Source organism: Streptomyces anulatus (assembly GCF_000721175.1).
Lineage (GTDB): Bacteria > Actinomycetota > Actinomycetes > Streptomycetales > Streptomycetaceae > Streptomyces > Streptomyces anulatus_C.
Genome location: NZ_JOEZ01000002.1, coordinates 1 through 21,294 on the forward strand (window position 1 = coordinate 1; position 21,294 = coordinate 21,294).

Here is a 21,294-nt window from a genome sequence, read left to right on the forward strand (position 1 = left end):
CCACTTGGCGACGCCGCCACCAGTCCCGAGCCCAAGCCAGCCACTATCGGCGACAGGTCGCCCAGGCATGAAGATCACGATCTACGACTGGAGTACTAGGGGGACGATGCGAGCAGGCGGCACCCCCTGGCGAACCCATGAGTTCTTGGGTGCGAAGTACGCCCCGTCTGCACCTGTGTGCGTGGTACGACCAATGAGCTTGACCCGCCCCCCGAACTGTTCCGTGGAGGAGTCGTGGAGCGACGTCATCAGAGCATGTGAGTTACCTCCCTGGAGCGACCAGGGGAATTCGCGGAAACGAGCTCTTACCGAATCCACGACCGACACCCAGTCCGACTCACTCCCCGGCGTCCCAACTTGCTTCACGATCGCCTGCCATACCAGCCCCCGCGCCGCATCCTCCGGCTGGCTGGGCTCCCCCCGCACCCCCAACACGGCCCGAACCCTATCCGCCTGCAACTGGTTCTGGTTCCGCCCCGCCAAAATGACGGTCGGCGTCCCATGCCCCGGAATGAACGCCCCCGACGTGTCGATCACATGCGTCAGGTCGACCTTCGGGAAGAACTCCTCGATCAGCTTCTTCCCGAACTCCCGCTTCATGAAGGAGTTCGCGGTGATCTGCCCCGTGAAGCCGCCGGTGCGCTCGCCGCCCCCGGCCCGTACCGCCAGCTCGAAGATCCGCTGCGCGAACGGCACCGACAACGCGTACTGCCGGTAGCAAGCGCTGTACGCGGCCTTGTAGTTGGCGTTCTCCTGCTTGTCCTTCACCGTGATGTACGGCGGGTTCGCCACCACCACGTGATACGTGCCGCGCCCCAGCAGGTCCACGTCCCGTGCGTACTCCCCGGCGTCCTCCGTGCGGTAGTAGAACGCCTCCTGCTCCCCCATGAACGTGTCGAGGGTCTCCGTCACGCCCTCCGCGCCCCGCCCGTGCAGCAGCGAGTCCCCCACCGCCACCCGGATCGGCATGTCCGGCGCGCCCCGCAGCTCCCGGACCCCGCACTCCTTCAGTGCCGCGACCAGCAGGCGGAAGCGGGCGATGGAGGCGGCGAAGGGGTTCTTGTCCGCGCCGTGGACCGACTCCAGGGCGCGGCGGATCAGGACCCAGTCCTGCGTGCCCGGCTCCAGCTCCCGCCACTTCTCCAGCACCCGCTTGAACATGCCGAGCAGGAAGTGGCCCGAGCCGCACGCCGGGTCGATGCAGCGCAGGCCCCGCACCCGGCCGTCCGGGTCCTCCTCGCCGTCCCAGCCGGCCGGCTTGTGCTTCCACACCGGGTCGAGGCCGAACTCCTCGATGGCCGGGTCCAGCGTCAGGTCGAGGATGAACTCCTCGACGAAGACGGGGGTCTGGAGCAGGGCGTAGGTCTTGCGGGCGTGTTCGGAGAGGTCCTGGTAGAGGTCGCCGAGGAAACGGGTGTCCAGCTCGGGGTCGGTGAAGTCGTGGCGGACCTCGCCGTCGGCGCCGCGCTCGCGCCAGAACGCCAGCAGCCGGGTCGCCGCCTCGTAGGACGGTGTCACCTCCCACAGCGGGTTGTGGCCGCGCTCGAAGAGGCCGGCCGCGGTCCGGTGCGCACCGGCGAGGGCGTCGAAGGACTCCGTCAGCCAGTCGCGGTCGTTCAGCTCCGGGCTGCGGCGGAAGAAGTCGTCGTGCCGGTCCTGCGCCTCGGCCAGCCGGTCGCCGGGGCCGGAGAGCCACGCGTCGGGGATCAGCCCGTTGTCCTCGCTGAAGCGGACGAAGACGCAGAGCAGGGCGGCGTGGTCAAGCGACGCGGCCCCCGTACGGTCTTCCTCGGACGACACCGGCGGAACCTCTCCATCCCCTGCGAGCTCTGCCGCGGCTTCGCGGCGTACGCGTACTCGGAGTGCGCGTCTCTCCATCCTGCCAGCTCAGAATCGCCGTGCCGCAGCGTTCGGCCTGATCGGCCACCTGCTCCATGAACCAGCCCGTGATCGCGTAGGGATGACGTGTTCGTCAGAGCGCTGCGGTCTGAGCGACATCCGAGGGGCCGGGTGGGCCGCGGCCGCCCCGGGACGCGGCCCGCGACGTGGTACGTACACCTGGCGGGCGTTGCCGGCCGTGGTCTCCGCGCCCAGTGGTGCCTCAGGTCCCCAGTGAGTGAGGGGTTTCGGCCATGACGAGCACAGAGAACAGCTCTGCCGGCTCCGTACTGGCCAAGGCGCCGGGGGCTTGCCATACTCGCCCCACCGACAGGCCGCCGCCACGTCTTGGGCGGGTCCTCACCGGGGGGGGGAGGTCATCCGGTGTTCTTCCACGCTGCCGACCAGCCCGAGCCGCCGGGTATCGAGGACCTCGCCAATCTGGCCCTCCAGATGAGCCTGGGTATCGTTGCCGTCGTCACGCTGCTCATCGGCGTGGTCGCCGCCTTCGGTATCCGTGAGGTCAGGGACGTCCGGAGACTGACCGCTCAGGTCCGCCAGGAGCTGGAACAGTCCGAGAACACCCGCGCGGCGCTCGAGCGCCGCCTGACCGACTTCGAGGCGGACTTCGAGTCGGTGGTGCTCGCCGCTCACCTGTTCCACGAAGGCGAGAACGCCTATCGTGCCGCCGACTACGACCGGTCCATCTCCTACTACGAGCAGGCCCTCACCCTGCAGCCGGAGAACAGCAAGATACACATCCGGCTGGCACGGGCTCTGATCAACAAAGGTCTGAACAGCCGGGCGGAACGAAGCCTGCGTGCCGCTCTGAGGAAGGACGAAGAGAACTCCGACGCCTGGCGGGCGCTCTCCACGGTCAAACGCTACGTGGACATCGACGAGGCCATCCGTCTCATGGAGAAGGCGCTGGAGTGCGACGGCACCTCGCTCGACAACTGGAACTACCTCGGACTGCTCCTTCGGGACGCCGAGCGGTTCGAGGAGTCGCTCAACGCACACGAGCAGGCGTCCCGCCTGTCACCCACGGACGGCATCACCTGCTTCTACAAGGCCCTGATCACGCTCCGTCTCGGCCAGGTGGATTCGGCGAACCATGAGTTCTACCAAGCCCAGCTCCACGCGGAGGCGGCGCGGCGGGTGAACCGGATCAAGCCGATCTGGGCCCATGTGATCCGGTGGTCCTATCTGCACAGCCTCGACGACCGGGCGCACGAGGAGGAGGCGGTGCGACTCGCGGGCACGCTGGCGGATCTCTGCCACGAGCGCCGGAACAGCCTGGCGGTCATCGGTCACATGCTCTTCCATCTCCGGAGCCGGTCCGTCGACCACCGCACCGATGCCTCGATACAGCAGTTCCCCCCGGAGCACGTGGCCGAGGTGATCGGCACGGGCTGACCCGTGAGGGCAGCGGACGACGGAGAGCGGAAGGTGCACGTGCAACTCTCGAAAAGCATCAGAATCGAATTCGCGGGCATGCCCAAGAGCGGGAAAACCACCGTCATGGACGTGATTTCCCACTATCTGCGCAGAGTGGGACTGCCCGTGGCAGAATTTCACGGCGGCGGACGGTACGCCCCCATCGGCAAGAGCGACCTGGGCCGCCTCAACCTCTACCTGGCGTGCGAGGCCGTCAGATACTGCGCCTCCACCCACGCGGAAGGCTCGGCACCTCGCATCCACCTGCTCGACCGGGGACCGGTCGACAGGACACTGTTCACCCGAACACTTCTGTCGATGGGCAGAGTCACCCCGGCGCACGCCGAGACCATCGAGCGGCTCGTCGACATACCCGAACTGCGGGACGAGATAGCGGTGTGTTTCGTGTTCACCACGAGTCCCGGAGTGAGTCTGGCCCGGGAAGCCGCCAACAAGCTGACGGCGGACCAGGGCAGGGTCATGAGTGACACCTTCCTGGCCGGCCTGCGCGGCACGGCTCTGCGGTTCACCGAGGAGCACGACCGCACGAACTGCGCACAGCGGGTGGTGGCCGTGGACACGGAGGCGATGAACGGCAGGGTCACGGAGACGGCGCGTCAGGTGCTCGGGCCCATCACAACGCTGCTCCGGGAGCAGGGAATCCACCTCCCCCCACCTGCGGACGACGGAGGCAGACCATGAAGGCCGAGGCGGCCCTCGTCACGCCCGGCGATCTCGCGTCCCCCATACTGCGCTCCGGGTCGGGACGGCTGGTGCTGGTCAAAGGGGTGTTCGACCTGACCCACTACGGCCACGTCCGGTCGCTGAAGGCAGCGAGGGAGCTCGGTGACTCACTCGCGGTCGCGTTGGCGGGAGACCGTTCGGTGACGCGCAGGAAGGGCACCGGGCGGCCCGTACTCAACATCACCGAGCGAGTGGGGATCATCGCCGCGCTGCGTGTCGTCGACTATGTGACCGTCTACGACGACGTGTCACCCTTCGACCTGTTGGCCACGGTGCGCCCGGATCATTTCTGCGCCACACATTTCACCTTCCTCACCCCGCGCGAGCGGGACGATCTGCAGGCGCTCGGCGTGGAACTCACCCTGCTGCCGCGGCCCCCTGAGAGGTCGACGAGCGACATCATCGGCGACATACTCCAGGCGTACCCGGGCGGGCAGGCACAGGAAGGTCGCAGCAGATGAAGGTAGGCGTCAATTTCCCCGTCACCGGGGCGGCACGGAAGGCCTGCGACGAGTTCAACGCCGGGCTCCTTGCACTGACCGGCAGCAGGGTGTCCTTCGGCATGGACGGCAACTCCTCCCCGCACGTGACGATCGCCATGGGAACGCTGCGCGGCAGCGGAGACCTGGAGGCGCTGATCGCCGCGGTCGGCCGGGCGGTGTCGGGGTTCCCCGGTGGCGGCGGCCCACCGGTCATGGCCTTCGGACCGGTCTACCGGGAGGATCTCACCGGCCACTACGTCTTCGCCGATGTGGCGTTCCCGGAGCAGGTCCGGCAGTGGCGGACGAAGACGCAGAACGACCTGGAGACCTTCTTCGTCGAACCCGCCCGCACCACCGACGTCCCCCACCTGACACTGGGGCACGTCTCGGACGGCGTGGAGAAGGTCGATGCCTTCATCAACGCCGGACGCGTCGCGATCCCGGAATGCGGCCTGCTCTCCGTCGACATCTCCATGAGCGGCCCGAAGGGCATCAAGCAGTCCGTTCTGAAAAACCTGAGCCTTGCCCTCTGAGCTCGCCGGCCTCCTGGACGGCTTACGCCGGGAGAACGGCACCCCCGAGTCCTGCGCGAGGCGGGTGGCCGGAATAGCACGGTCACTGCCCCCGGAGCCGAGGCGCCTCGTCGACGGATGCAACGACTCCATCGCGCTCCTGCACGCGGGCCAGAAGCGGGGTGACGGCGCACCCTATGTCATCCACCCCCGCAGAGTCGCCGTCATCGCCACAGCCCTGCGTCACCGCGAGGACCTGGCGGACCTTCTTCTCGTCGCGCTGCTCCACGACGTGGTGGAGGACTGCGGCGTCACGCCCGAAGAGATCCGCGCCCGTTACGGCCCCCGTGTCTCCCGGGCTGTGAAGCTGCTGACCGCGCCGGGCCACCCCGGGGAGACGTCCGAGGAGCAGAAACTGCGCAAGGAGAACAAGGCCCGGAAAGTCGAGGCGGAAGGGGGCCTGGCGCTGACGGTCCACATGTCGGACATCCTCGACAACGTCGTCTCCTGGCGCAGGCTTGTGCCGGCATCCCCCGCATGGAACAAACTGCCGCGATGGCTCCGGCAGGCCGACGACTGGTACATCCCCCTGGCCGAGAGGCATTTCCCGGCTGCGGCCGCCGAGCTGCGCCGGGAGGTGGACTTTGAACGGGGCCGAGGGATCGTCGACGACCACGGACACCGGTCATGAGGTGCGGCGCTCGGGCAGCTTCCTGGTGCTGGGGGAATCCACGGGACCCGGGCCCCGGATCCTGCGCTTCGAGGGGCGTTCGTGGTTCCGTTTCATGGACCGCCTCTATTCACCCACCCCGGTGCACCGGCTGTCCCCGGACGAAGTACGGGAACTGTGCGAGCTCAGGCTGGCGCGCGCCGGCTCGCTCATCGACGAGCGGCTGTACGCGAAGGTCGTCTCGGACCTGACCGTCACGGCCGCCGCCCGCACCAGCACCCCAAGGACGATCCTCGACCTCGGCACCGGTGACGGACGTGCGGTCCCCTTCTACCGTTCGGTCTTCGCGGACAGCCGCATCTACGGATGCGACATGAGCGCGGCGTCCCTGAGGCGGCACGACAGCGGCGCGCCGGTCGTCCAGATATCGGGCAATGGGCCCCTGCCCTTCGCCGACCGGACCATCGACCTCGCCCTCGCCTCGTTCGTCTTCCACTTCTCCGTCCCCGTGCCGCTGCTCGCGGAGGTGCCGCGGATACTTCGCGTCGGCGGTGTTCTGGTCGCCACCGTCTACGGCCCGCAGGCCTCCTCGCTCGCACGGCTCCTGCGGGCCGCACGCATGGAGTTGGTCGGCATGCGGCAGGTGAGGGACGTACCCGGGCACTTCGTGTTCACGGCGCAGCCGGCCAATCCTGAGGCCAGGAGCGTCAGGGCAGCCTGAGGCTGTCGCGGAGGGCTTTCACGTGGGCCTGGATGTTGCGTTCGACGGCCGGTTCGACGGTCGTGCCGGTCCTGCGCCTCGGCCAGCCGGTCGCCGGGGCCGGAGAGCCACGCGTCGGGGATCAGCCCGTTGTCCTCGCTGAAGCGGACGAAGACGCAGCTTCTGCAGGTCCTTCAGCAGGGCGGCGTGATCAAGCGACGCGGCCCCCCGTACGGTCTTCCTCGGACGACACCGGTGGAACCTCTCCATCCCCGAAAAGCCCGCCGCTTCTTCACGGCGTACGCACACACGGAGTATGCGTTTCCCTGTCCTGCCAGCTATGGGAAGAGCACCGGGAGCCCACAGTCGGCAGCGCAATCCGGCGGCCACCGACGGTCCGCCCAGGTCCTGGTCCACGCAGCCACCAGACCAGTCGCCCCTCATCTCCCATGCCGAGGGCGCCCGTCGGCCCACAGTGCTTGCATCCCAGGCAGTCGGTCACGAGAAACACGTGGTCCAGCCGGTCAGGCCATCAGCCCGGTGCACTCCAGTCGCCCCGAAACATCCCACGTCGGACAGCAAAGTCCTGCTGGAGTACGAGGAACCACGAAGCACCTGCCACGGCCGAGCTGCTGGTGCGACACCTGCCTGGAGCCGCCTGGCTCCGCAGTGTCCGCCTGGGCGGCGGCAAGAAGAGTCGTCTGTCATCTCCAACCGAGTCCCACCGTTCGCCGCCCAGCCCCGGTTCACACCTTGATGATCTCCACGGCGGAGCCGCAGAGGAGTGTCAGGTCCTCGGGATCGGAGGTGAGCACAGTGACCGGCTGGGGCGAGATTCGGGCGATCACGGCAAAGGCTGCGTCGATGGCGTACTTGTGGCCGTGGAGGTGGTGGGTACGGAGCAGGCCGGCGGCCTGGCCCGTGATGTCCTTGGTGACGTCGCGGATGTCGATGCGGGAGAGGACCCACTTGATGCGCGCCGGGTGGATACGCTCGTAGTCGGCCTCCAGGGTGGTCATGGCGCTTGTGGTTACGCGCACGCCCTCTTCCGATGCCGCCTGGACCAATGCCATGACGGTGCGGTCCTTGCGGTAGAGCTTCGAGAGGCCTTCACTGTCGAGCAGCAGGGTTCCGGTCATCAGGCCGCGACTCCGCCGGCCTGCCGGTGATCATGGCGCAGTAGCGCGCGGGCGGCCTCGATCTCCTCCCGCGTGAGCTCGTCGTTGTCGGTTTCGAAGTCTTCGACGATCTCCCGGAGTTTGTCCATGGCGACCCGTTGTTCGAGGGCTTCGGCGACGTAGGCGGAGAAGCTGCCGGGCCCGACGTGAGCGCGCACAGCCTCAGCCAGGTCCTCAGGAAGACTGATCGAGTACTTCTTGCTACTACTCATGCCCTCCATCCTACCTTGAGTAGCAAGAACGGCACCCCCGAGTCCTGCGCGAGGCGGTGGCCGGAAACTCCTGCGGGCCGCACGCATGGAGCTGGTCGGCATGCGGCAGGTGAGGGACGTACCCGGGCACTTCGTGTTCACGGCGCAGCCGGCCAATCCTGAGGCCAGGAGCGTCAGGGCAGCCTGAGTCCGTCGCGGAGGGCTTTCACGTGGGCCTGGATGTTGCGTTCGACGGCCGGTTCGACGGGGGCCGCGGTTGCCTGTCGAGGCGCTTGGCGGCAAGGTCGGCAGAGGCCGTCGGGGAGGGCTTCGGGCGGTCCCGGGGCGCCGCATTCGGTGCACTCCACCAGCAGACGGCGGCCTGGAGTACCGGGCGCGGTCGGGGCCGGGGCCGTGGGCAGGTGGGGCGGGAGTTTGTCGTTGAGGCGGCGGCGTACGAGGCCGGCCGGGGAGTCGACCCGGGCGGGGAGACCGGCGGTCAGGGCGTGGGTGAGGTAGGCGGCGTCCACGCCCCGCGCGAACCATTCGGCGGCCAGTGCCTCCAGTGCCTGGCAGTCCGCTGCGGAGAGGGCGAGGCGGGGCTCGGTCCTGCCGAGCCGGGCCAGGGCGACGTAGGCGGGAGAGGGGCCGTCCGGGGCGGGGTCCGGGGTCCGCTGCTGCGGTACGCAGGGGACGGGTGAAGGGGCGGCCGCTCCGGCCGGTGCGGGGGATGTGCCTGCGGGGGCGGCCGCTTCGGCCGGTGTGCACGGGACCCGGTCCGGCGTGGGCGGCGTCGCTGCCGCTTCCTGGGGGACCCGGTCGCTCTCGGTCGCGAGGTGGGTGGTCCACCATTCGTTGTCGCGTGCCGTGCGGGACCAGAACGTGCGGGTGACCCAGCGGTTCTGGTTGTCGACCTCGATGCGGCACAGCACGCGACGCAGGTGCCCGGCCACCGCCAGGGCGTTGAGGGCCGTGCCGACGGCCATCTGCCCGTACAGCGGGAGGCTCCTGGCCAGCGACTTGATGTCCATGGCCGCACCCTCGGGCAGCCGGTCGACGTATCCGGCGATGTACCGCTCGCGCTCGGGCAGGAGCAGGAAGTCGTCCTGGCGGGGCGGGCGCTGGTCCGGGGCGGAGTTCTTGCCGTAGCCGCGATGGGCCTGGGGCGCGGATGCGGGCGCGTGCAGGGCGACGCTAGTGTTCTCGGTAGCCACGAGATCGGTTCCTTTGACTTCGATCTTGGGGTGAGACCCCGGCCGGTGCTATCAACACCGCGTCGGGGTCGCTCAGTTCCCGCACCGTAAGCAGTCGCGACGCTCCGCCGCAAATCGATCACGATTAGTCATACTTGCTGGCCGTGACGGGGAGGGAAGGTGGGGGAGGTTTTCCCCAACCTTCTTTTACCTACCTGTACAAGAAGGCGCTCGGGTCCCGGAACCCGTGTCCCGACTCCCGGATCCCGAAGCTCAAGCACCGGGCCCGGCGCCCTCCTCGTACCCCCGGACGAGTGAACCGGCCGAGCCCGGAACCCGGCCCCCGGACCCCGGAACCCGAAGCGCGGGACCCGAAGCTCAGGACCCGGGGGCCGGGGCCCGCAGCTCCCTCAGCGACACCCCGTCCAGCACCGCCCACTTCTCGTCCTCCGGGACGGTGACCGCCGTCGCGGCCCTCGATGCTCACGTTCCCCGATCGGGTGGGCACCTGCGGCCGGCTCCAAGGGTACGGGTACGTACCCGTACCCTTGGAGGATGGGAAGGAGCACGATGATGTCCGATGCCAATGTCCGTATCTCTGAAGAGGCCAAGAACCGGCTCGCCGCGATAGCGGCTGCGGAGGGCCTGTCGCTGCGCGCCTATCTGGCGCGTCTGGCCGAGACGCTGCTGACCCCGGCGGAGCGTGCCGAGCGGGCCGAGAAAGCTCGGGCGGCGTTGAAGGACTGGAGCGGCTATGCCCCGACCCCCTCGGAACAGGATGACCTGGACCTCGAGCTCGACCGTCGTCTGGCACGGGTGACCGGCCGGTGAGCGATGCCATGCACATCGTTCTGGACGACACGGCGATGGCTGCGGCCGGGCAGGGCAACGTCCTGGCCTCCCGACTCATTCACCGGGCTCACGCGGAGCCGGGCTGGTTCCTGTACGTCCCGGCGTGTGCACTCGTCGAAGCCGACCGTGCGCGGCCCGGCACGGCCGAGCACCTCGCGTCCCTGCCCGGCATCACCGTCCTGGATCTGGACCTTGCCGCGGCGCTGGCCGTAGCGCGGCAGGAGAGCTGGGCTGCCGCCCACAGCCAATACGCGGCGCAGCCGACCCCGGACCGCCCCGACGGGGCGATCATCGCGACCACTGCGCCAGGCCGGTGGGCCGGAGAGCCGGTCCGCGTCCTGGATCTCACGTCCTGAGCGTGCGCCGGAAGGAGTGCGGCCCCGCCGGAACTGGCGGGGCCGTCGTGCGTCACGGGGCACACGGGTCTCAGGCCCCGGGGGCCGGGGCCCGCAGCTCCCTCAGCGACAGCCCGTCCAGCACCGCCCACTCGCTCACCCGGTCCACGACATCCACCGTCCGGCCGTCCAGCGCCGGGGTCGCCTGCGGGTCCTCCGCCGGGACGAGCAGCCACAGGCCGTGCGGGGCATCCGCCGGACGGCGGGCGGCCTCCTGCAACGTGACCAGCAGCTCCCGGCCTCCGGCCTCCCAGTAGCGTGCGGCCAGTCCGGCCCGGTGGGCCAGGAGGACGGCGCGCGGCCCCGACTGCCCGGCGAGGGCGGTGACGCGGGTAGCGACGCGTTCGGCGGCGAGACGCGTGTAGGAAGCGAGCGCCGCCCCGATGACGCCGGAGACCGCGAACGTGGCGTCGGCCTTCAACAGGGCCTGCCACCGCACCCCCTGCTCCTCGGCCAGCTCCCGCATCGCGGCGAGGAACAGCTCGTCGAGCGCGACCGGTACGACGTCGTACCGGGAGGCCAGCCTCGCCTCCACACCCGGCAGTTCCGCGCCCCTGAGGGTCAGCGCGAGGAAACCGCCCCGCCGGCGGGACGTCTCCAGACGCGCGGCGAGCACCGTGCGCGGGTCGCGGCCCTGCGCCACATCACTCTGCGCGGCGGCGATCAGCGTGCCCGTGCTGGTGAGCGCGGACACCGACACCTCGTGGCGGCTCCCGGGCACCAGCTGGACGCGCGGCAGGAAACGCTTGCGCTCCTGGTCGTATCCGAGCGGGAAACCGGCCTCGGCAAGGGCCTCCTCCAACTCGACATAAGTGGTGTCGGCCAGAACCGCCAGACCCGGGAAACGGGCACGGACCCGGGCCACCAGGTCCGCGGCACTGATACCGACATGGGCGCGCACCCCTGCCGGAGCCTGCGAGATGCGCAGGGCACGGGGAAGGTCCAGGTCCAGCGGGAACAGTTCGAGACGCGGGGAGAAGGCGACTCCCTGCGCCAGGGCGGCGGCGAGCGCCACCAGCCGGGTGTCGGCCAGCGGCGTTATCCCCTCGGGCGGGCTCACCGCACGCAGCTCACGCAGCACGGTCGCCCGCCCTGGCAGCGGATCGCGGGCCGCCACCACGGTCGCGGTCTCACCGAGACGGGCCGCGTACTCCGCCAGCTCCACAGGCGTCGGGTCGTCGGCGCCCGGCTGGTCCTCCAGGGCCACGACGACCCGCCCGGACCGCCGCAGGACGGTGAGCCGGGCCGGGGCCTCGGCGGCGGTGCCGGCGTCCTCGGCGCGCTTGCGGGCCTCCGTCTCGGCAGCCGCCCGCACCACGGCGAGTGCCATGCCCAGGGTGTCGGCGGGGCCGGCGTCACCCGCGCCGTGCCGGGCGCGCAGCTCGGTGGCCAGCTCCTCGGCCGTCATGACCCTGCCCTGCTCGGACAGGATGGTCACCAGCTCGTCGCGGATCCGGCGCAGCCATGGCAGGTCCGCCCACTGCTCGACCGCCGCGAGCTGGTGCTGCGAGACGGTGGGCTGGCTGATGCCCAGCGCCTTCGCGATGGCGGGCTGGGCGGGCCAGGGCTCCAGCCGTTCGGCGCCCGGGAGTTGCAGGGTGGTGCGTACGACGTCGGGGCGCGGCTTGGTACGCCGGTTGCCCTCCGCCGGAGTGAGCCGGGCGGCCAGGGTGTCCACCGACTCCAGCGCCTCTTCGGGAGCGTCCGCCGCGACGGTCGCCCTGGCCCTGGAAGCGGGCTTCTTCCGCAGGTCGTGCGTCCACTGGCGGTGGCGCCGGTTGAGCTCCTTGCGGATCACGTTGCCGGCGCCCCGGGCGCGGGAGATCGTGTGGGGCGGGATGTCCAGCAGGGCCCTCACGGTCGCCGCACCCAGACCCGCGGCGACGGAGACGGCCCGCGGCGACAGCCCGGCGGCCTCCAGCGGCGTGGTCAGACCGGCGGCCGCGGCGGCCTGCTCGCGAGCGTCCTCGACGGCCTCCGCGGTCAGGCCCACCGTGGCCTGCGTGGTGGCCGGGCGCGCCGAGTCCGCCGTACGGAACAGCTGCCGCCACGCCTCCGCCGTCTGGCGCAGGCTGTCGTACCGCTGGTCGACGTCCCGGTGCAGGGCGCGCTCGAAGAAGCGGGTGAGCCCCTCGCTGAGCGCCGGGTCGAACAGTTCGCGGGCGACGTACAGCTCAGCGTCCGTCACGGTGAGCGGGTCGCTCTGGCCGTCACCCCACACCGGCCGTTCACCAGAAGCCATCTCATGGAGCGTCACGGCGGCTGCGTACCACTCGGCGTGATCGTCGTAGCGGGCGCGGCGGCTGCCACCGAGGAACGGGTCGAGATAACCGCGGGTGCCCGCGTGGATGTCCTGGTCGGGGGCTTCGGCCAGGGAGAAGTCGAACAGCATCAGCTGCCAGGAACCGTCGTTGCGCTTGAACAGGCCCAAGTTGTCCGGCTTGATGTCCCGGTGGCGCACCCCCCGGGCGGCCAGACTGTCGAGGGCGTCGAAGAGGTCGTTGCCGAACCGCTCCAACTGGTCGTACCCCAGCGCGCCCTGACCCCGCAGGCGCGACCCGAGACTGACCGGGTCCCGGTCGGCGGGCGAGCGGAACCCGCCCGCGTACTCGATCTCCAGCACCGTGCGGCCCGCCAGCTCACGTGGTTCCGCGAGCAGCTTCGCGATGCGGCCCCCGCCGACCTCCTTGAGCGCCGCGGCCTCCGCGTACAGCCGGGCGTCCTTCTCACGGTCCAGGGCGACCTTGAAGACACGGGGAGAATCCGGCTCCGCCGTTCCGTCGTCCGCCGTGCGTCGCACCAGCAGAGCGCGGGCGGTGGCCCCCGTGCCCAGGACCCGGGTGACCGTCCAGGTGTCGTCCAGGGGCTGGCCCGGCAACACGGTCAGCGGGTCCGCGACCGCGCCGCCCGGCTGCTCGGCCGGTGCGGCATCGGCCTCCGCGGCGTCCAGGAGACGCAGGAAGTCGTCCGGAGAGGCCAGCCGCTCCTGCAGATCGGCGGCGGTGGCCTGGAAGACCACCGCGTCCAGCGCCGCGGAGATGCCGTCGGCGACCGCGTACGGGTGGAGACCGCCCTCGGCGGCCAGCCGGTCCACCAGAGCGCTGCGGCGGTCGGCGGGCGGACGGCCCGTGAGGAGCAGATACGCGAGGCTCCCCACACCGAAGACATCGAGATCGACCGGGTCGGCGAACTCCTGGTCGGTCTCCGGGGCGAGATACACCTGGGCGATGTCCGCGATCAGCCCCGCGTCCAGAGGGGTGTCCCCGAGGGAACGGTGCAACGAGGTCTCGAAGTCACGGGCGGCGGTCTGCCAGTCCGCGATACGGAGCACGGGATCCCGGCCGTCCTCACGTGCCGAGACGTACACCGAACGCGCGGACAGAGCACGGTGGTAGAGGGACCGGTTATGGGCGTAGCGCACCGCCTCGGCGAGCTGCCGCACCAGGTCCAGGCGCACCACCGGGGTGAGCCGGTCACCGTACGCGTCCAGATAGGCGTCCAGGCGCAGATCCGGCTCGCGGTGCCGGAACAGGATCGCCGGGCCGCCCTGGTGCTCCCGGATCTGCACCGCCTGCACGATGCCGCGGTGGTTGACGCCCTGCAGCACCTGGTACTCGCGGCGGGCCGCCCGGTCCACCCTGCGCCGCTGCTGCTCGGACGACGCCTCGCCGGCCAGATAGATGCGTACGCGGCCGCTCTCCTGGGCCAGGCCGTCGTCGCGTACGGCGAGCCGGTCCTCCCAGCCGGGCCCGGCGTCCAGGGCCCGCGGCTCCATCCGCCAGCCGTCACCGAAACGCAGATGAGCCGTCGAGTGGCTGATGCCGATGCGCTTCATCAGCTCTTCGAGCAGCCGGCTGGTCTGCGGGGTGACCCGCCAACTCTCCCGCTCCGGTGGCAGACCCAGCAGATCGTCCCAGATCCTCGGCAGCCCGCCGGCGCCGTCGTTGCGTCCGAAGACAGCAGTGCGCTGGAACTCGTCGAGCTCACTCACCAGGTCCGGGTCGTGCAGGAAGACCGCCGGCTTGATGTAGGGAATCCGCCTCGGGTCCTCCTTCATGGCCCGGGCGGCGCGCTCGAGACGGCCCTTGAGCTCCTTGGCCTTGAGATCGGTGAGATGCAGCGGGTTCTTCAGGGTCCGCACCCGGTCCGCGTGGAACTGCCAGGTGTCCCCGTGGTTCACCACCCGCCCCGGGTGGCCCTTCAGCTCCAGCAGATACAGACCGCCCGGCACGGCGATCAGCAGGTCGCTCTCGTTGACCCGGCCGGAGTCACCGGTGAACTGGAACGTCGCCCACGCCCGGTACGGCTCGGCCCGGGGCATCAACTGCCGCACATGGTCCAGCCCTTCCTGCTCCCACCGGAATCCCGAACGGCGTGGCTGGTACCAGTGCTCACGGCGCGGAGGAGGACCGGGCTTCGGGGCGGACGGCCGCTCGGCTGGCGTCACCGGAAGCCTCCTGGATCTGGTCGGCGCGGGCAGGACAGGAGCAGTGCGAGAAGGGCACGGTCGTCGATGGTGCGTGCCTGTCGGGGTACCCCCGCCACCACACGACCGCCACACCTGCCCTGGTCAGCACCCGGGGCATCTTAGTCGCCGGCCATCTCTCCCGAGCGACTGTTCGTCCTGCGCGGCTTGACAGGCGGCAAGGGCAGCATCCGGCGGAGAAACAACGAAATCCCGCCCGATCAATGTGATCGGACGGGATTCGTGAACCGCTTACGGGCTGGCCCGTGAACGGCATTTGTTGTTGTGGACCTGTGGGGATTTGAACCCCAGACCCCCTCGATGCGAACGAGGTGCGCTACCAGACTGCGCCACAGGCCCTTGCAACGAGTGAAACTCTAGCACCCCCACAGGGGTGCTTGGAAATCCGTTCCTCCGCTGGTCAACGGTGTCGGGTCTCCAGGCCCTCGATGGCTCACTCATTGGCCGCACGCGGCCGGTCCTCGTCGTCGTACTGGTCGAAGAGCGGGGTCCGGCCCCGGTCGCGGTTGCGGCGGGACTGGTGCGTGCGCTGGCGCGGGGCCGGGTCGACCGCGGGGGTCGTCGGGTGCGAGGTGCCCGTCTGGGTGGGCTCGGCGGTGCTGGAGCGGGCCGCGCTCCAGGTCTCCGGGTCGTTGACCTCCACACCGCCCGTGGCCCGGGGGGCGACGGGCGCGGTGACGTAGGTGGGCAGCGGTACGGGGACGGGCTCCCAGCTGTCGCCCTGGACGCCGCCGCGTTCGCGCTGCTGGTCCACCCACTCCGCGTGGTCCGTCTGCTCGACGAGGGCGCGCCGGCCGGCCTCCTGGGGGGAGACCGTGGGCGTGGGCTCCGGCTCCGGGTGGTGGGCTTCGGAGTCGTCGTCGGGCTCGGCGGGGGCGGGGGCGGCGGGCTGGTGCCTGCGGGGGCGGTTCTCGCGCAGCCGCTGCGCCGCGGCCTCGGCCCGGCGGCGGTCCATCGTGAAGGCGAACCGCCGGCGTTCCTGGGCGCGCAGATGCACGATGTACGTGCTCAGCAGCACGGCCGGCACGGCGGGCGCCCACAGGAAGCCGAGGCCGCCGACCGCGGCGACGACCGCGCCGAGGGTGAAGGCCAGGAAGAGGACGACCGTGGTCCGCCTGCGCCGCGCCAGGACCTGGGAACGCTGGGCCCGCCGGGCCCGCTCGGCGTCGGCACCGCCGGAGCGGGGGTGCCGCTGGGTGGGGGGCACGTGTTCCGCGGGGCGCTCTCCGGACCGGCGTTCGTGCGGCTGACGGTCCGGCGGCTGATGCCCCGACCGACGGTCGTGCTCCGGGCGGTCGGAGGCGTGGTGGCCCGGGGCGCGCTCGCGCGCGTGCGCCGGGTCGCTCAGCCTGGCTTCCGTGTGCGCCGGAGGCGCGGCGAAGGCCCGGACGTCCACGGATTCCATACGGTCCGTTTCCCGGTCCGGGTCGACCTCGGGCCCCGCCTCCTCGGCGATGCGCTCCCGCAACTCCTTGGCGTACCGGCGCTCCATCGCCGCCCGTCCGGACAGCAGCCGGATGGCGGTGCTGAAGCGTTCCGTCGGACGGGCCTCGTTGAGCTCGTCCTGCCTGCGGAGCCACATCGGCACCAAGTAGGCGGCCCAGGCCCCGACGATGACTGCGTAGATGAGGCCGCTGCTGCTCACGCTCACACCGTAGAGGGGTTTGCACGGAAGGATCCGCCAATTGGCCCGGTGTGTCGCACGATCCGGCTGATATCACGGACTTTTTTTGCGATTGTTCGGATCAACAGCCGCCGATAGCCCGACCCATTGCGGTCGCCGGCGATCAAATTCGAACACTTATTTTATTTCGCCGGAGGGGGGTCGGAGCTCCGGGGCGTCGCGGGGCGCGACCGGCGCCAGCGCCGGAGCATCCCCTCGGGCACTTCCTCGGCGGTGAGGGCGAAGATCAGGTGGTCGCGCCAGGCGCCGTCGATGTGGAGATAGCGCGGGCGCACGCCCTCCGAACGGAACCCGAGTTTCTCCACCACCCTGCGGCTGGGCGCGTTCTCCGGGCGAATACAGACCTCGACGCGGTGCAGGCCCACCGTCCGGAAGCAGTGGTCCACGGCGAGTGCCACGGCCGTCGGCATGACCCCGCGCCCGGCGACGCCCTGGTCGACCCAGTAGCCGATGTGGCCGGAGCACATCGAGCCCCAGGTGATCCCCGCGACCGTGAGCTGGCCGACCAGCCTGCCCTCGTACTCGATGGCGAACGGCAGCATCCGCCCCGCGTTCGCCTCGGCGCGAAGGTGACGGACCATCTGCCGGTACGTGGGGCGCTGCGCCATCGGACCGCCGGGGGCGGGCGGTGGGACGGTGGCCTCCCAGGGGCGCAGCCATTCGCGGTTGCGCCGGTTGACCTCGCGCCACATCCGGTGGTCACGCATCTTCATCGGGCGCAGGACGATCTCGCCGTCGGTCAGCGTCACCGGCCAGGTCGCGATGTTCAGCTCGGGCTCCCCGGTCGGGGGTGGTCGCCGCCGCGGAGCTGGTCGACGGCGTGCACCAGGAGCCGGCCGAGGACCGCGAGCCCGTCCTTCACCCCTCCGGTGGAGCCGGGGAGGTTGACGATCAGGGTGCGGGAGGCCACGCCCGCGAGGCCCCGGGAGAGGGCGGCCGTCGGGACCTTGGCGAGGCCCTCGGCCCGGATCGCCTCCGGGATGCCGGGGATCTCGTGGTCGAGGACGCGGCGGGTGGCCTCCGGGGTGGCGTCGGTGGGCGAGATGCCCGTACCGCCGGTGGTGACGATCACGTCGTACCCGACGGCGACGCCCGCGCGCAGGGCCGCCTCGACCGGATCGCCGTCGGGGACGACCTGCGGGCCGTCGACCGTGAAGCCGAGGCCGGCCAGCGCTTCGGCGATCAGCGGGCCGCCCCTGTCCGCGTACACCCCGGCGGACGCCCGGTTGGAGGCGGTGACGACGAGGGCGCGGTACGGGAAGGGGGGCGGGGCGCCGGTGGGCCCGGGCGGCTGCTGACCATGGCCGGGGGTTCCGGGCTCGGATGCCCGCCCCTCGTGGCCGGACGCGTCCGGCTCGGGCGGCGTCACGTGTCCGTTCCCTCCGGCGCGGTGCGCCGGTAGTCGCCGGACTTGCCGCCCGACTTCGCCTCGACCCGTACGTCGGTGATGACCGCGCTCTTGTCGACCGCCTTGATCATGTCGACGACGGTCAGGGCCGCCACCGACACCGCGGTCAGGGCCTCCATCTCGACGCCGGTGCGGTCCGTCGTCTTCACGGTGGCCGTGATCTCCACCGCGTCGTCGGCCACGCTCAGGTCGACCGACACACCGGAGACGGCCAGCGGATGGCAGAGCGGGATCAGCTCCGGGGTGCGCTTGGCCCCCATGATCCCGGCGATCCGGGCGGTGGCGAGGGCATCGCCCTTGGGGACTCCCCCGCCACGCAGCAGCTCGATCACGCGCGGCGAGACGAGCACCCGGCCGCCGGCGCGGGCGACGCGGGTGGTGACGTCCTTCTCCGACACGTCGACCATGCGGGCCGCGCCCGCCTCGTCGATGTGCGTCAGCCTGTTCTGCGTACTCAACTCACTCCGCCTAGCGGTAGGGCCGCCGATGGGCCTCGGGAAACCGGAGGGGGTCCCCCGGAAGGCACGGCGGCAGATACCGTACCGCCACCGGGCGGCGGTCAGCCGAGCAGGATCACGTCCGTCTCCGTGCCGGGCTCGACCGATGTGACGTCCTCGGGCACCACGATCAGCGCGTCCGCCTGCGCGAGCGCGGCGATCAGATGCGATCCGGAACCGCCGACCGGAGTGACCGTGCCCGCCTCCGCGTCGTAGCGGCCGCGCAGGAACTGGCGGCGGCCGGCCGGCGAGGTGAGCGCCGTGTCCGCACTCAGCTCGGCGCGGGCCGTGGGGCGGTGCACGTCGGTGAGGCCCATCAGGGCACGGATGGCGGGGCGGACGAACAACTCGAAGGAGACGTAGGCGGAGACCGGGTTGCCCGGCAGGGCCAGCAGCGGGGTGTGGTCGGGGCCGATGGAGCCGAATCCCTGGGGCTTGCCCGGCTGCATGGCGAGCTTGCGGAACTCGATCCCGCTGCCCGGCTCGTCCTCGTCGCCGACGGAGGACAGCGCCTCCTTGACGACGTCGTACGCGCCGACGCTGACGCCGCCCGTGGTCACGACGATGTCCGCGCGGATCAACTGGTCCTCGATCGTGGCGCGCAGCGTCTCCGCGTCGTCGGCGACCGCGCCGACCCGGTAGGCGATGGCTCCGGCGTCCCGGGCGGCGGCCGTCAGCGCGAAGCTGTTGGAGTCGTAGATCTGGCCGCCCGTCAGCGTCTCGCCGGGCTGGACCAGTTCGCTGCCGGTGGACAGGACGACCACGCGGGGGCGGGGCCGTACGACCACGGTCGAGCAGCCGATCGCCGCGAGCAGCCCGATCTGCGGCGGTCCGACGACCGACCCGGCGGCCAGGGCCAGATCGCCCGGCTTGACGTCGCTGCCGCGCTCGCGCACATGGGCGCCGGCCACGACGGGCCGGTGCACCCTGACCTCGCCGGTGGCACCCTCGGGCGCGTCGCTGTGGGCACGCATGGCGGCGGCCGGGCCCTCGCCCGTACCGCCGTCCGTCCACTCGACCGGGACCACGGCCTCCGCCCCGGCGGGCAGCGGTGCGCCCGTCATGATGCGGGCGGCCTGTCCCGGTCCCACGACCTGGTCGTCGGCGAGCCCCGCACTGCCCGCGGCGACGTCGCCGATGACGGTGAGGACCGCGGGGAACTCCTCGCCGGCGCCCTCGACATCGGCGATCCGGACCGCGTATCCGTCCATGGAGCTGTTGTCGAACGGCGGCAGGGCCACCTCCACGAAGACGTCCTTGACGAGGACGCAGCCCTGGGCGTCCGGCAGCTGCAGCTCGATGGGCTCCAACGGCCGCACCGCGGCGAGGATGTCGTCCAGGTGCTCGTCCACCGACCAGATCGTGCTGCTCACGGGGTTACATCTCCTCAGCGACGTACTTGCGCAGCCAGGTCCGGAACTCCGGCCCCAGGTCTTCACGTTCGCACGCCAGTCTGACAATGGCGCGCAGGTAGTCGCTGCGGTCGCCGGTGTCATAGCGGCGGCCCTTGAAGACGACGCCGTGGACGGGGCCGCCGATCTTCTCGTCCGCGGCGAGCAGCTGGAGCGCGTCGGTGAGCTGGATCTCGCCGCCGCGGCCCGGCTCGGTGTGTCGCAGTATGTCGAAGACCGCGGGGTCCAGGACGTACCGGCCGATGATGGCGAGGTTGCTGGGTGCGTCGGCCGGGTCCGGCTTCTCGACCAGGTCGGTGATGCGGACCACGTCGCCGTCGACGGTGGCGTCCGCGGCGGCGCAGCCGTAGAGGTGGACCTGCGAGGGGTCGACCTCCATCAGCGCGATGACGCTGCCGCCCTCACGCTCCTGGACCTCGACCATCCGGGCCAGCAGCGCGTCGCGCGGGTCGATCAGATCGTCGCCGAGGAGCACCGCGAAGGGCTGGTCGCCCACGTGCGGGGCGGCGCACAGGACGGCGTGTCCGAGGCCGCGGGGGTCGCCCTGGCGCACGTAGTGCATGGTGGCGAGGTCGCTGGACTCCTGGACCTTGGCGAGGCGTTCGGCGTCGCCCTTGCGGGTGAGCGCGGACTCCAGCTCGTAGTTGCGGTCGAAGTGGTCCTCAAGGGGACGCTTGTTACGGCCGGTGATCATCAGCACGTCGGAGAGGCCCGCTGCCACGGCCTCCTCGACGACATACTGGATGGCCGGCTTGTCGACGACAGGCAGCATCTCCTTCGGAGTGGCCTTCGTGGCGGGCAGGAACCGGGTGCCGAGACCTGCTGCCGGGATGACGGCCTTGCTGATCCTGGAGGGCGACTGAGTCATGTGCAGACCTTAACGGCTGCACACGGACGGAAGCTGATATTCCGGTTAACTTCGTCCTTAAATATGCCCATACGAGAATCGTGCGAGTCACCCTTGAACACCGACAAGTCCGAAATGGCGTCCGCGAAGAGCTCCCTGCGGCGCGAACTGCTCGCCGCGCGGGCCCTCCTGACGAAGGAGGACGCCGTGCGGGCCGCCACGGTTCTCGCCGAGGCCGCCCTGCACCTGCCCGAACTGGCGGACGCCCGTACGGTCGCCGCGTACGTCTCCGTGGGGCGTGAACCGGGCACCCGAGCCCTCCTGGAAGCACTGCGCGGGCGCGGCGTACGGGTGCTGCTGCCGGTACTCCTGACCGACAACGACCTGGACTGGGCGGTCTACGAGGGCCCGGAGCACCTGCTGCCGGCCGGGCGGGGGCTCCTTGAGCCGGACGGCCCACCCCTCGGCCCCGCCGCCGTCCTGGACGCCGACACGGTGCTGCTGCCCGGCCTGGCGGTGGACGGGGCCGGGATGCGGCTGGGGCGGGGCGGCGGCAGCTACGACCGGGTACTGGCCCGGCTGACGGCCGCCGGGGCGCATCCGTCGCTCGTCGTGCTCCTGTACGACGACGAGGTGGTCGCGCGGGTCCCCTCGGAACCGCACGACCACCCCGTGGACGCCGTGGTCACGCCGGCCGGAGCGCGGCGCTTCGTGAGCTCTCCGTAGCC

General features: G+C 70.9%; 20 protein-coding genes and 1 tRNA gene. 9 read left to right on the forward strand and 12 right to left on the reverse strand.

Going from position 1 to position 21,294, the window contains the following annotated elements:
* Positions 1–81: 81 nt before the first annotated feature.
* A complete protein-coding gene (gene pglX, locus IG90_RS0101725; protein WP_051870759.1) occupies positions 82–1,800 on the reverse strand; it encodes a BREX-2 system adenine-specific DNA-methyltransferase PglX in 1,719 nt (572 codons plus the stop codon).
* Between the two features lie 462 nt (positions 1,801–2,262).
* Between pglX and IG90_RS0101730 the strand changes: the two genes are divergently transcribed.
* From IG90_RS0101730 to IG90_RS0101755, 6 genes are all read left to right on the forward strand, one after another.
* Positions 2,263–3,294, forward strand: a complete 1,032-nt coding sequence (locus tag IG90_RS0101730; protein WP_030576314.1) for a tetratricopeptide repeat protein — start codon at positions 2,263–2,265, stop codon at positions 3,292–3,294.
* Between the two features lie 105 nt (positions 3,295–3,399).
* Positions 3,400–4,017 carry a hypothetical protein gene (locus IG90_RS0101735; RefSeq protein WP_030576317.1) on the forward strand — a complete coding sequence of 206 codons (618 nt, stop codon included), beginning with the start codon at positions 3,400–3,402 and terminating at the stop codon, positions 4,015–4,017.
* Entirely contained in the window at positions 4,014–4,520 is a 507-nt protein-coding gene (locus IG90_RS0101740; RefSeq protein WP_051859903.1) for an adenylyltransferase/cytidyltransferase family protein, read from the forward strand. Before IG90_RS0101735 ends, IG90_RS0101740 begins: the two co-directional genes overlap by 4 nt.
* The gene (locus IG90_RS0101745; protein ID WP_030576322.1) at positions 4,517–5,074 is read left to right on the forward strand and encodes a hypothetical protein; all 558 of its coding nucleotides are present in this window, start codon (positions 4,517–4,519) and stop codon (positions 5,072–5,074) included. The genes IG90_RS0101740 and IG90_RS0101745 overlap by 4 nt, the downstream gene beginning before the upstream one ends.
* Positions 5,064–5,744 carry an HD domain-containing protein gene (locus tag IG90_RS0101750; protein ID WP_078585140.1) on the forward strand — a complete coding sequence of 227 codons (681 nt, stop codon included), beginning with the start codon at positions 5,064–5,066 and terminating at the stop codon, positions 5,742–5,744. Before IG90_RS0101745 ends, IG90_RS0101750 begins: the two co-directional genes overlap by 11 nt.
* 94 nt (positions 5,745–5,838) lie before the next feature.
* A complete protein-coding gene (locus IG90_RS0101755) occupies positions 5,839–6,444 on the forward strand; it encodes a class I SAM-dependent methyltransferase (RefSeq protein ID WP_157847095.1) in 606 nt (201 codons plus the stop codon).
* A gap of 725 nt (positions 6,445–7,169) precedes the next feature.
* Here the strand turns inward: IG90_RS0101755 and IG90_RS0101760 are convergent.
* The 3 genes from IG90_RS0101760 to IG90_RS0101775 all read right to left on the reverse strand — a co-directional run bounded on the left by IG90_RS0101760 (position 7,170) and on the right by IG90_RS0101775 (position 9,006).
* Positions 7,170–7,562, reverse strand: a complete 393-nt coding sequence (locus tag IG90_RS0101760) for a PIN domain-containing protein (protein ID WP_030576333.1) — start codon at positions 7,560–7,562, stop codon at positions 7,170–7,172.
* Positions 7,562–7,813 carry a hypothetical protein gene (locus tag IG90_RS0101765; RefSeq protein ID WP_030576335.1) on the reverse strand — a complete coding sequence of 84 codons (252 nt, stop codon included), beginning with the start codon at positions 7,811–7,813 and terminating at the stop codon, positions 7,562–7,564. The genes IG90_RS0101760 and IG90_RS0101765 overlap by 1 nt, the downstream gene beginning before the upstream one ends.
* A 173-nt stretch (positions 7,814–7,986) precedes the next feature.
* Positions 7,987–9,006, reverse strand: a complete 1,020-nt coding sequence (locus IG90_RS0101775) for a hypothetical protein (RefSeq protein WP_030576338.1) — start codon at positions 9,004–9,006, stop codon at positions 7,987–7,989.
* Positions 9,007–9,558: 552 nt separating this feature from the next.
* Between IG90_RS0101775 and IG90_RS0101780 the strand changes: the two genes are divergently transcribed.
* Positions 9,559–9,816, forward strand: coding sequence for a hypothetical protein (locus IG90_RS0101780; protein ID WP_030576341.1), 258 nt, complete (start codon positions 9,559–9,561; stop codon positions 9,814–9,816).
* An 8-nt stretch (positions 9,817–9,824) separates the two neighbouring features.
* Complete coding sequence (locus IG90_RS0101785; RefSeq protein WP_033893552.1) at positions 9,825–10,193, forward strand: PIN domain-containing protein; 369 nt, start codon at positions 9,825–9,827, stop codon at positions 10,191–10,193.
* A 70-nt stretch (positions 10,194–10,263) separates the two neighbouring features.
* Here IG90_RS0101785 and pglW read toward each other — a convergent pair whose 3' ends face one another.
* The 8 genes from pglW to galU all read right to left on the reverse strand — a co-directional run bounded on the left by pglW (position 10,264) and on the right by galU (position 20,587).
* Positions 10,264–14,679, reverse strand: coding sequence for a BREX system serine/threonine kinase PglW (pglW, locus tag IG90_RS0101790; protein WP_030576347.1), 4,416 nt, complete (start codon positions 14,677–14,679; stop codon positions 10,264–10,266).
* Positions 14,680–14,983: 304 nt separating this feature from the next.
* Positions 14,984–15,057 (reverse strand) — tRNA-Ala (locus tag IG90_RS0101795).
* A gap of 94 nt (positions 15,058–15,151) precedes the next feature.
* Positions 15,152–16,363 carry a divisome protein SepX/GlpR gene (gene sepX / locus IG90_RS0101800; protein WP_030576349.1) on the reverse strand — a complete coding sequence of 404 codons (1,212 nt, stop codon included), beginning with the start codon at positions 16,361–16,363 and terminating at the stop codon, positions 15,152–15,154.
* Between the two features lie 161 nt (positions 16,364–16,524).
* The gene (locus IG90_RS0101805) at positions 16,525–17,151 is read right to left on the reverse strand and encodes a GNAT family N-acetyltransferase (RefSeq protein WP_030576351.1); all 627 of its coding nucleotides are present in this window, start codon (positions 17,149–17,151) and stop codon (positions 16,525–16,527) included.
* A 17-nt stretch (positions 17,152–17,168) separates the two neighbouring features.
* A complete protein-coding gene (locus tag IG90_RS0101810) occupies positions 17,169–17,771 on the reverse strand; it encodes a MogA/MoaB family molybdenum cofactor biosynthesis protein (RefSeq protein ID WP_078585142.1) in 603 nt (200 codons plus the stop codon).
* Entirely contained in the window at positions 17,768–18,268 is a 501-nt protein-coding gene (gene moaC, locus IG90_RS0101815; RefSeq protein WP_030576356.1) for a cyclic pyranopterin monophosphate synthase MoaC, read from the reverse strand. Before moaC ends, IG90_RS0101810 begins: the two co-directional genes overlap by 4 nt.
* Before the next feature lie 101 nt (positions 18,269–18,369).
* The gene (gene glp / locus IG90_RS0101820; protein WP_030576360.1) at positions 18,370–19,680 is read right to left on the reverse strand and encodes a molybdotransferase-like divisome protein Glp; all 1,311 of its coding nucleotides are present in this window, start codon (positions 19,678–19,680) and stop codon (positions 18,370–18,372) included.
* A gap of 4 nt (positions 19,681–19,684) precedes the next feature.
* Positions 19,685–20,587 (reverse strand): UTP--glucose-1-phosphate uridylyltransferase GalU, encoded by a 903-nt coding sequence (gene galU, locus IG90_RS0101825; RefSeq protein WP_030576363.1) that lies wholly within the window; start codon positions 20,585–20,587, stop codon positions 19,685–19,687.
* A 114-nt stretch (positions 20,588–20,701) separates the two neighbouring features.
* On the opposite strand from galU, the gene IG90_RS0101830 reads away from it, so the two are divergent.
* The gene (locus IG90_RS0101830) at positions 20,702–21,292 is read left to right on the forward strand and encodes a 5-formyltetrahydrofolate cyclo-ligase (protein WP_030576366.1); all 591 of its coding nucleotides are present in this window, start codon (positions 20,702–20,704) and stop codon (positions 21,290–21,292) included.
* Positions 21,293–21,294 lie beyond the last annotated feature (2 nt).

Coding starts and splice junctions, on each gene's coding strand:
- galU (WP_030576363.1), bottom strand. CDS start 20,587: ATGACTCAGTCGCCCTCCAGGATCAGCAAGGCCGTCATCCCGGCAGCA.
- IG90_RS0101765 (WP_030576335.1), bottom strand. CDS start 7,813: ATGAGTAGTAGCAAGAAGTACTCGATCAGTCTTCCTGAGGACCTGGCT.
- IG90_RS0101785 (WP_033893552.1), top strand. CDS start 9,825: ATGCACATCGTTCTGGACGACACGGCGATGGCTGCGGCCGGGCAGGGC.
- IG90_RS0101735 (WP_030576317.1), top strand. CDS start 3,400: ATGGACGTGATTTCCCACTATCTGCGCAGAGTGGGACTGCCCGTGGCA.
- IG90_RS0101740 (WP_051859903.1), top strand. CDS start 4,014: ATGAAGGCCGAGGCGGCCCTCGTCACGCCCGGCGATCTCGCGTCCCCC.
- IG90_RS0101830 (WP_030576366.1), top strand. CDS start 20,702: ATGGCGTCCGCGAAGAGCTCCCTGCGGCGCGAACTGCTCGCCGCGCGG.
- IG90_RS0101760 (WP_030576333.1), bottom strand. CDS start 7,562: ATGACCGGAACCCTGCTGCTCGACAGTGAAGGCCTCTCGAAGCTCTAC.
- IG90_RS0101745 (WP_030576322.1), top strand. CDS start 4,517: ATGAAGGTAGGCGTCAATTTCCCCGTCACCGGGGCGGCACGGAAGGCC.
- IG90_RS0101755 (WP_157847095.1), top strand. CDS start 5,839: ATGGACCGCCTCTATTCACCCACCCCGGTGCACCGGCTGTCCCCGGAC.
- IG90_RS0101780 (WP_030576341.1), top strand. CDS start 9,559: ATGTCCGATGCCAATGTCCGTATCTCTGAAGAGGCCAAGAACCGGCTC.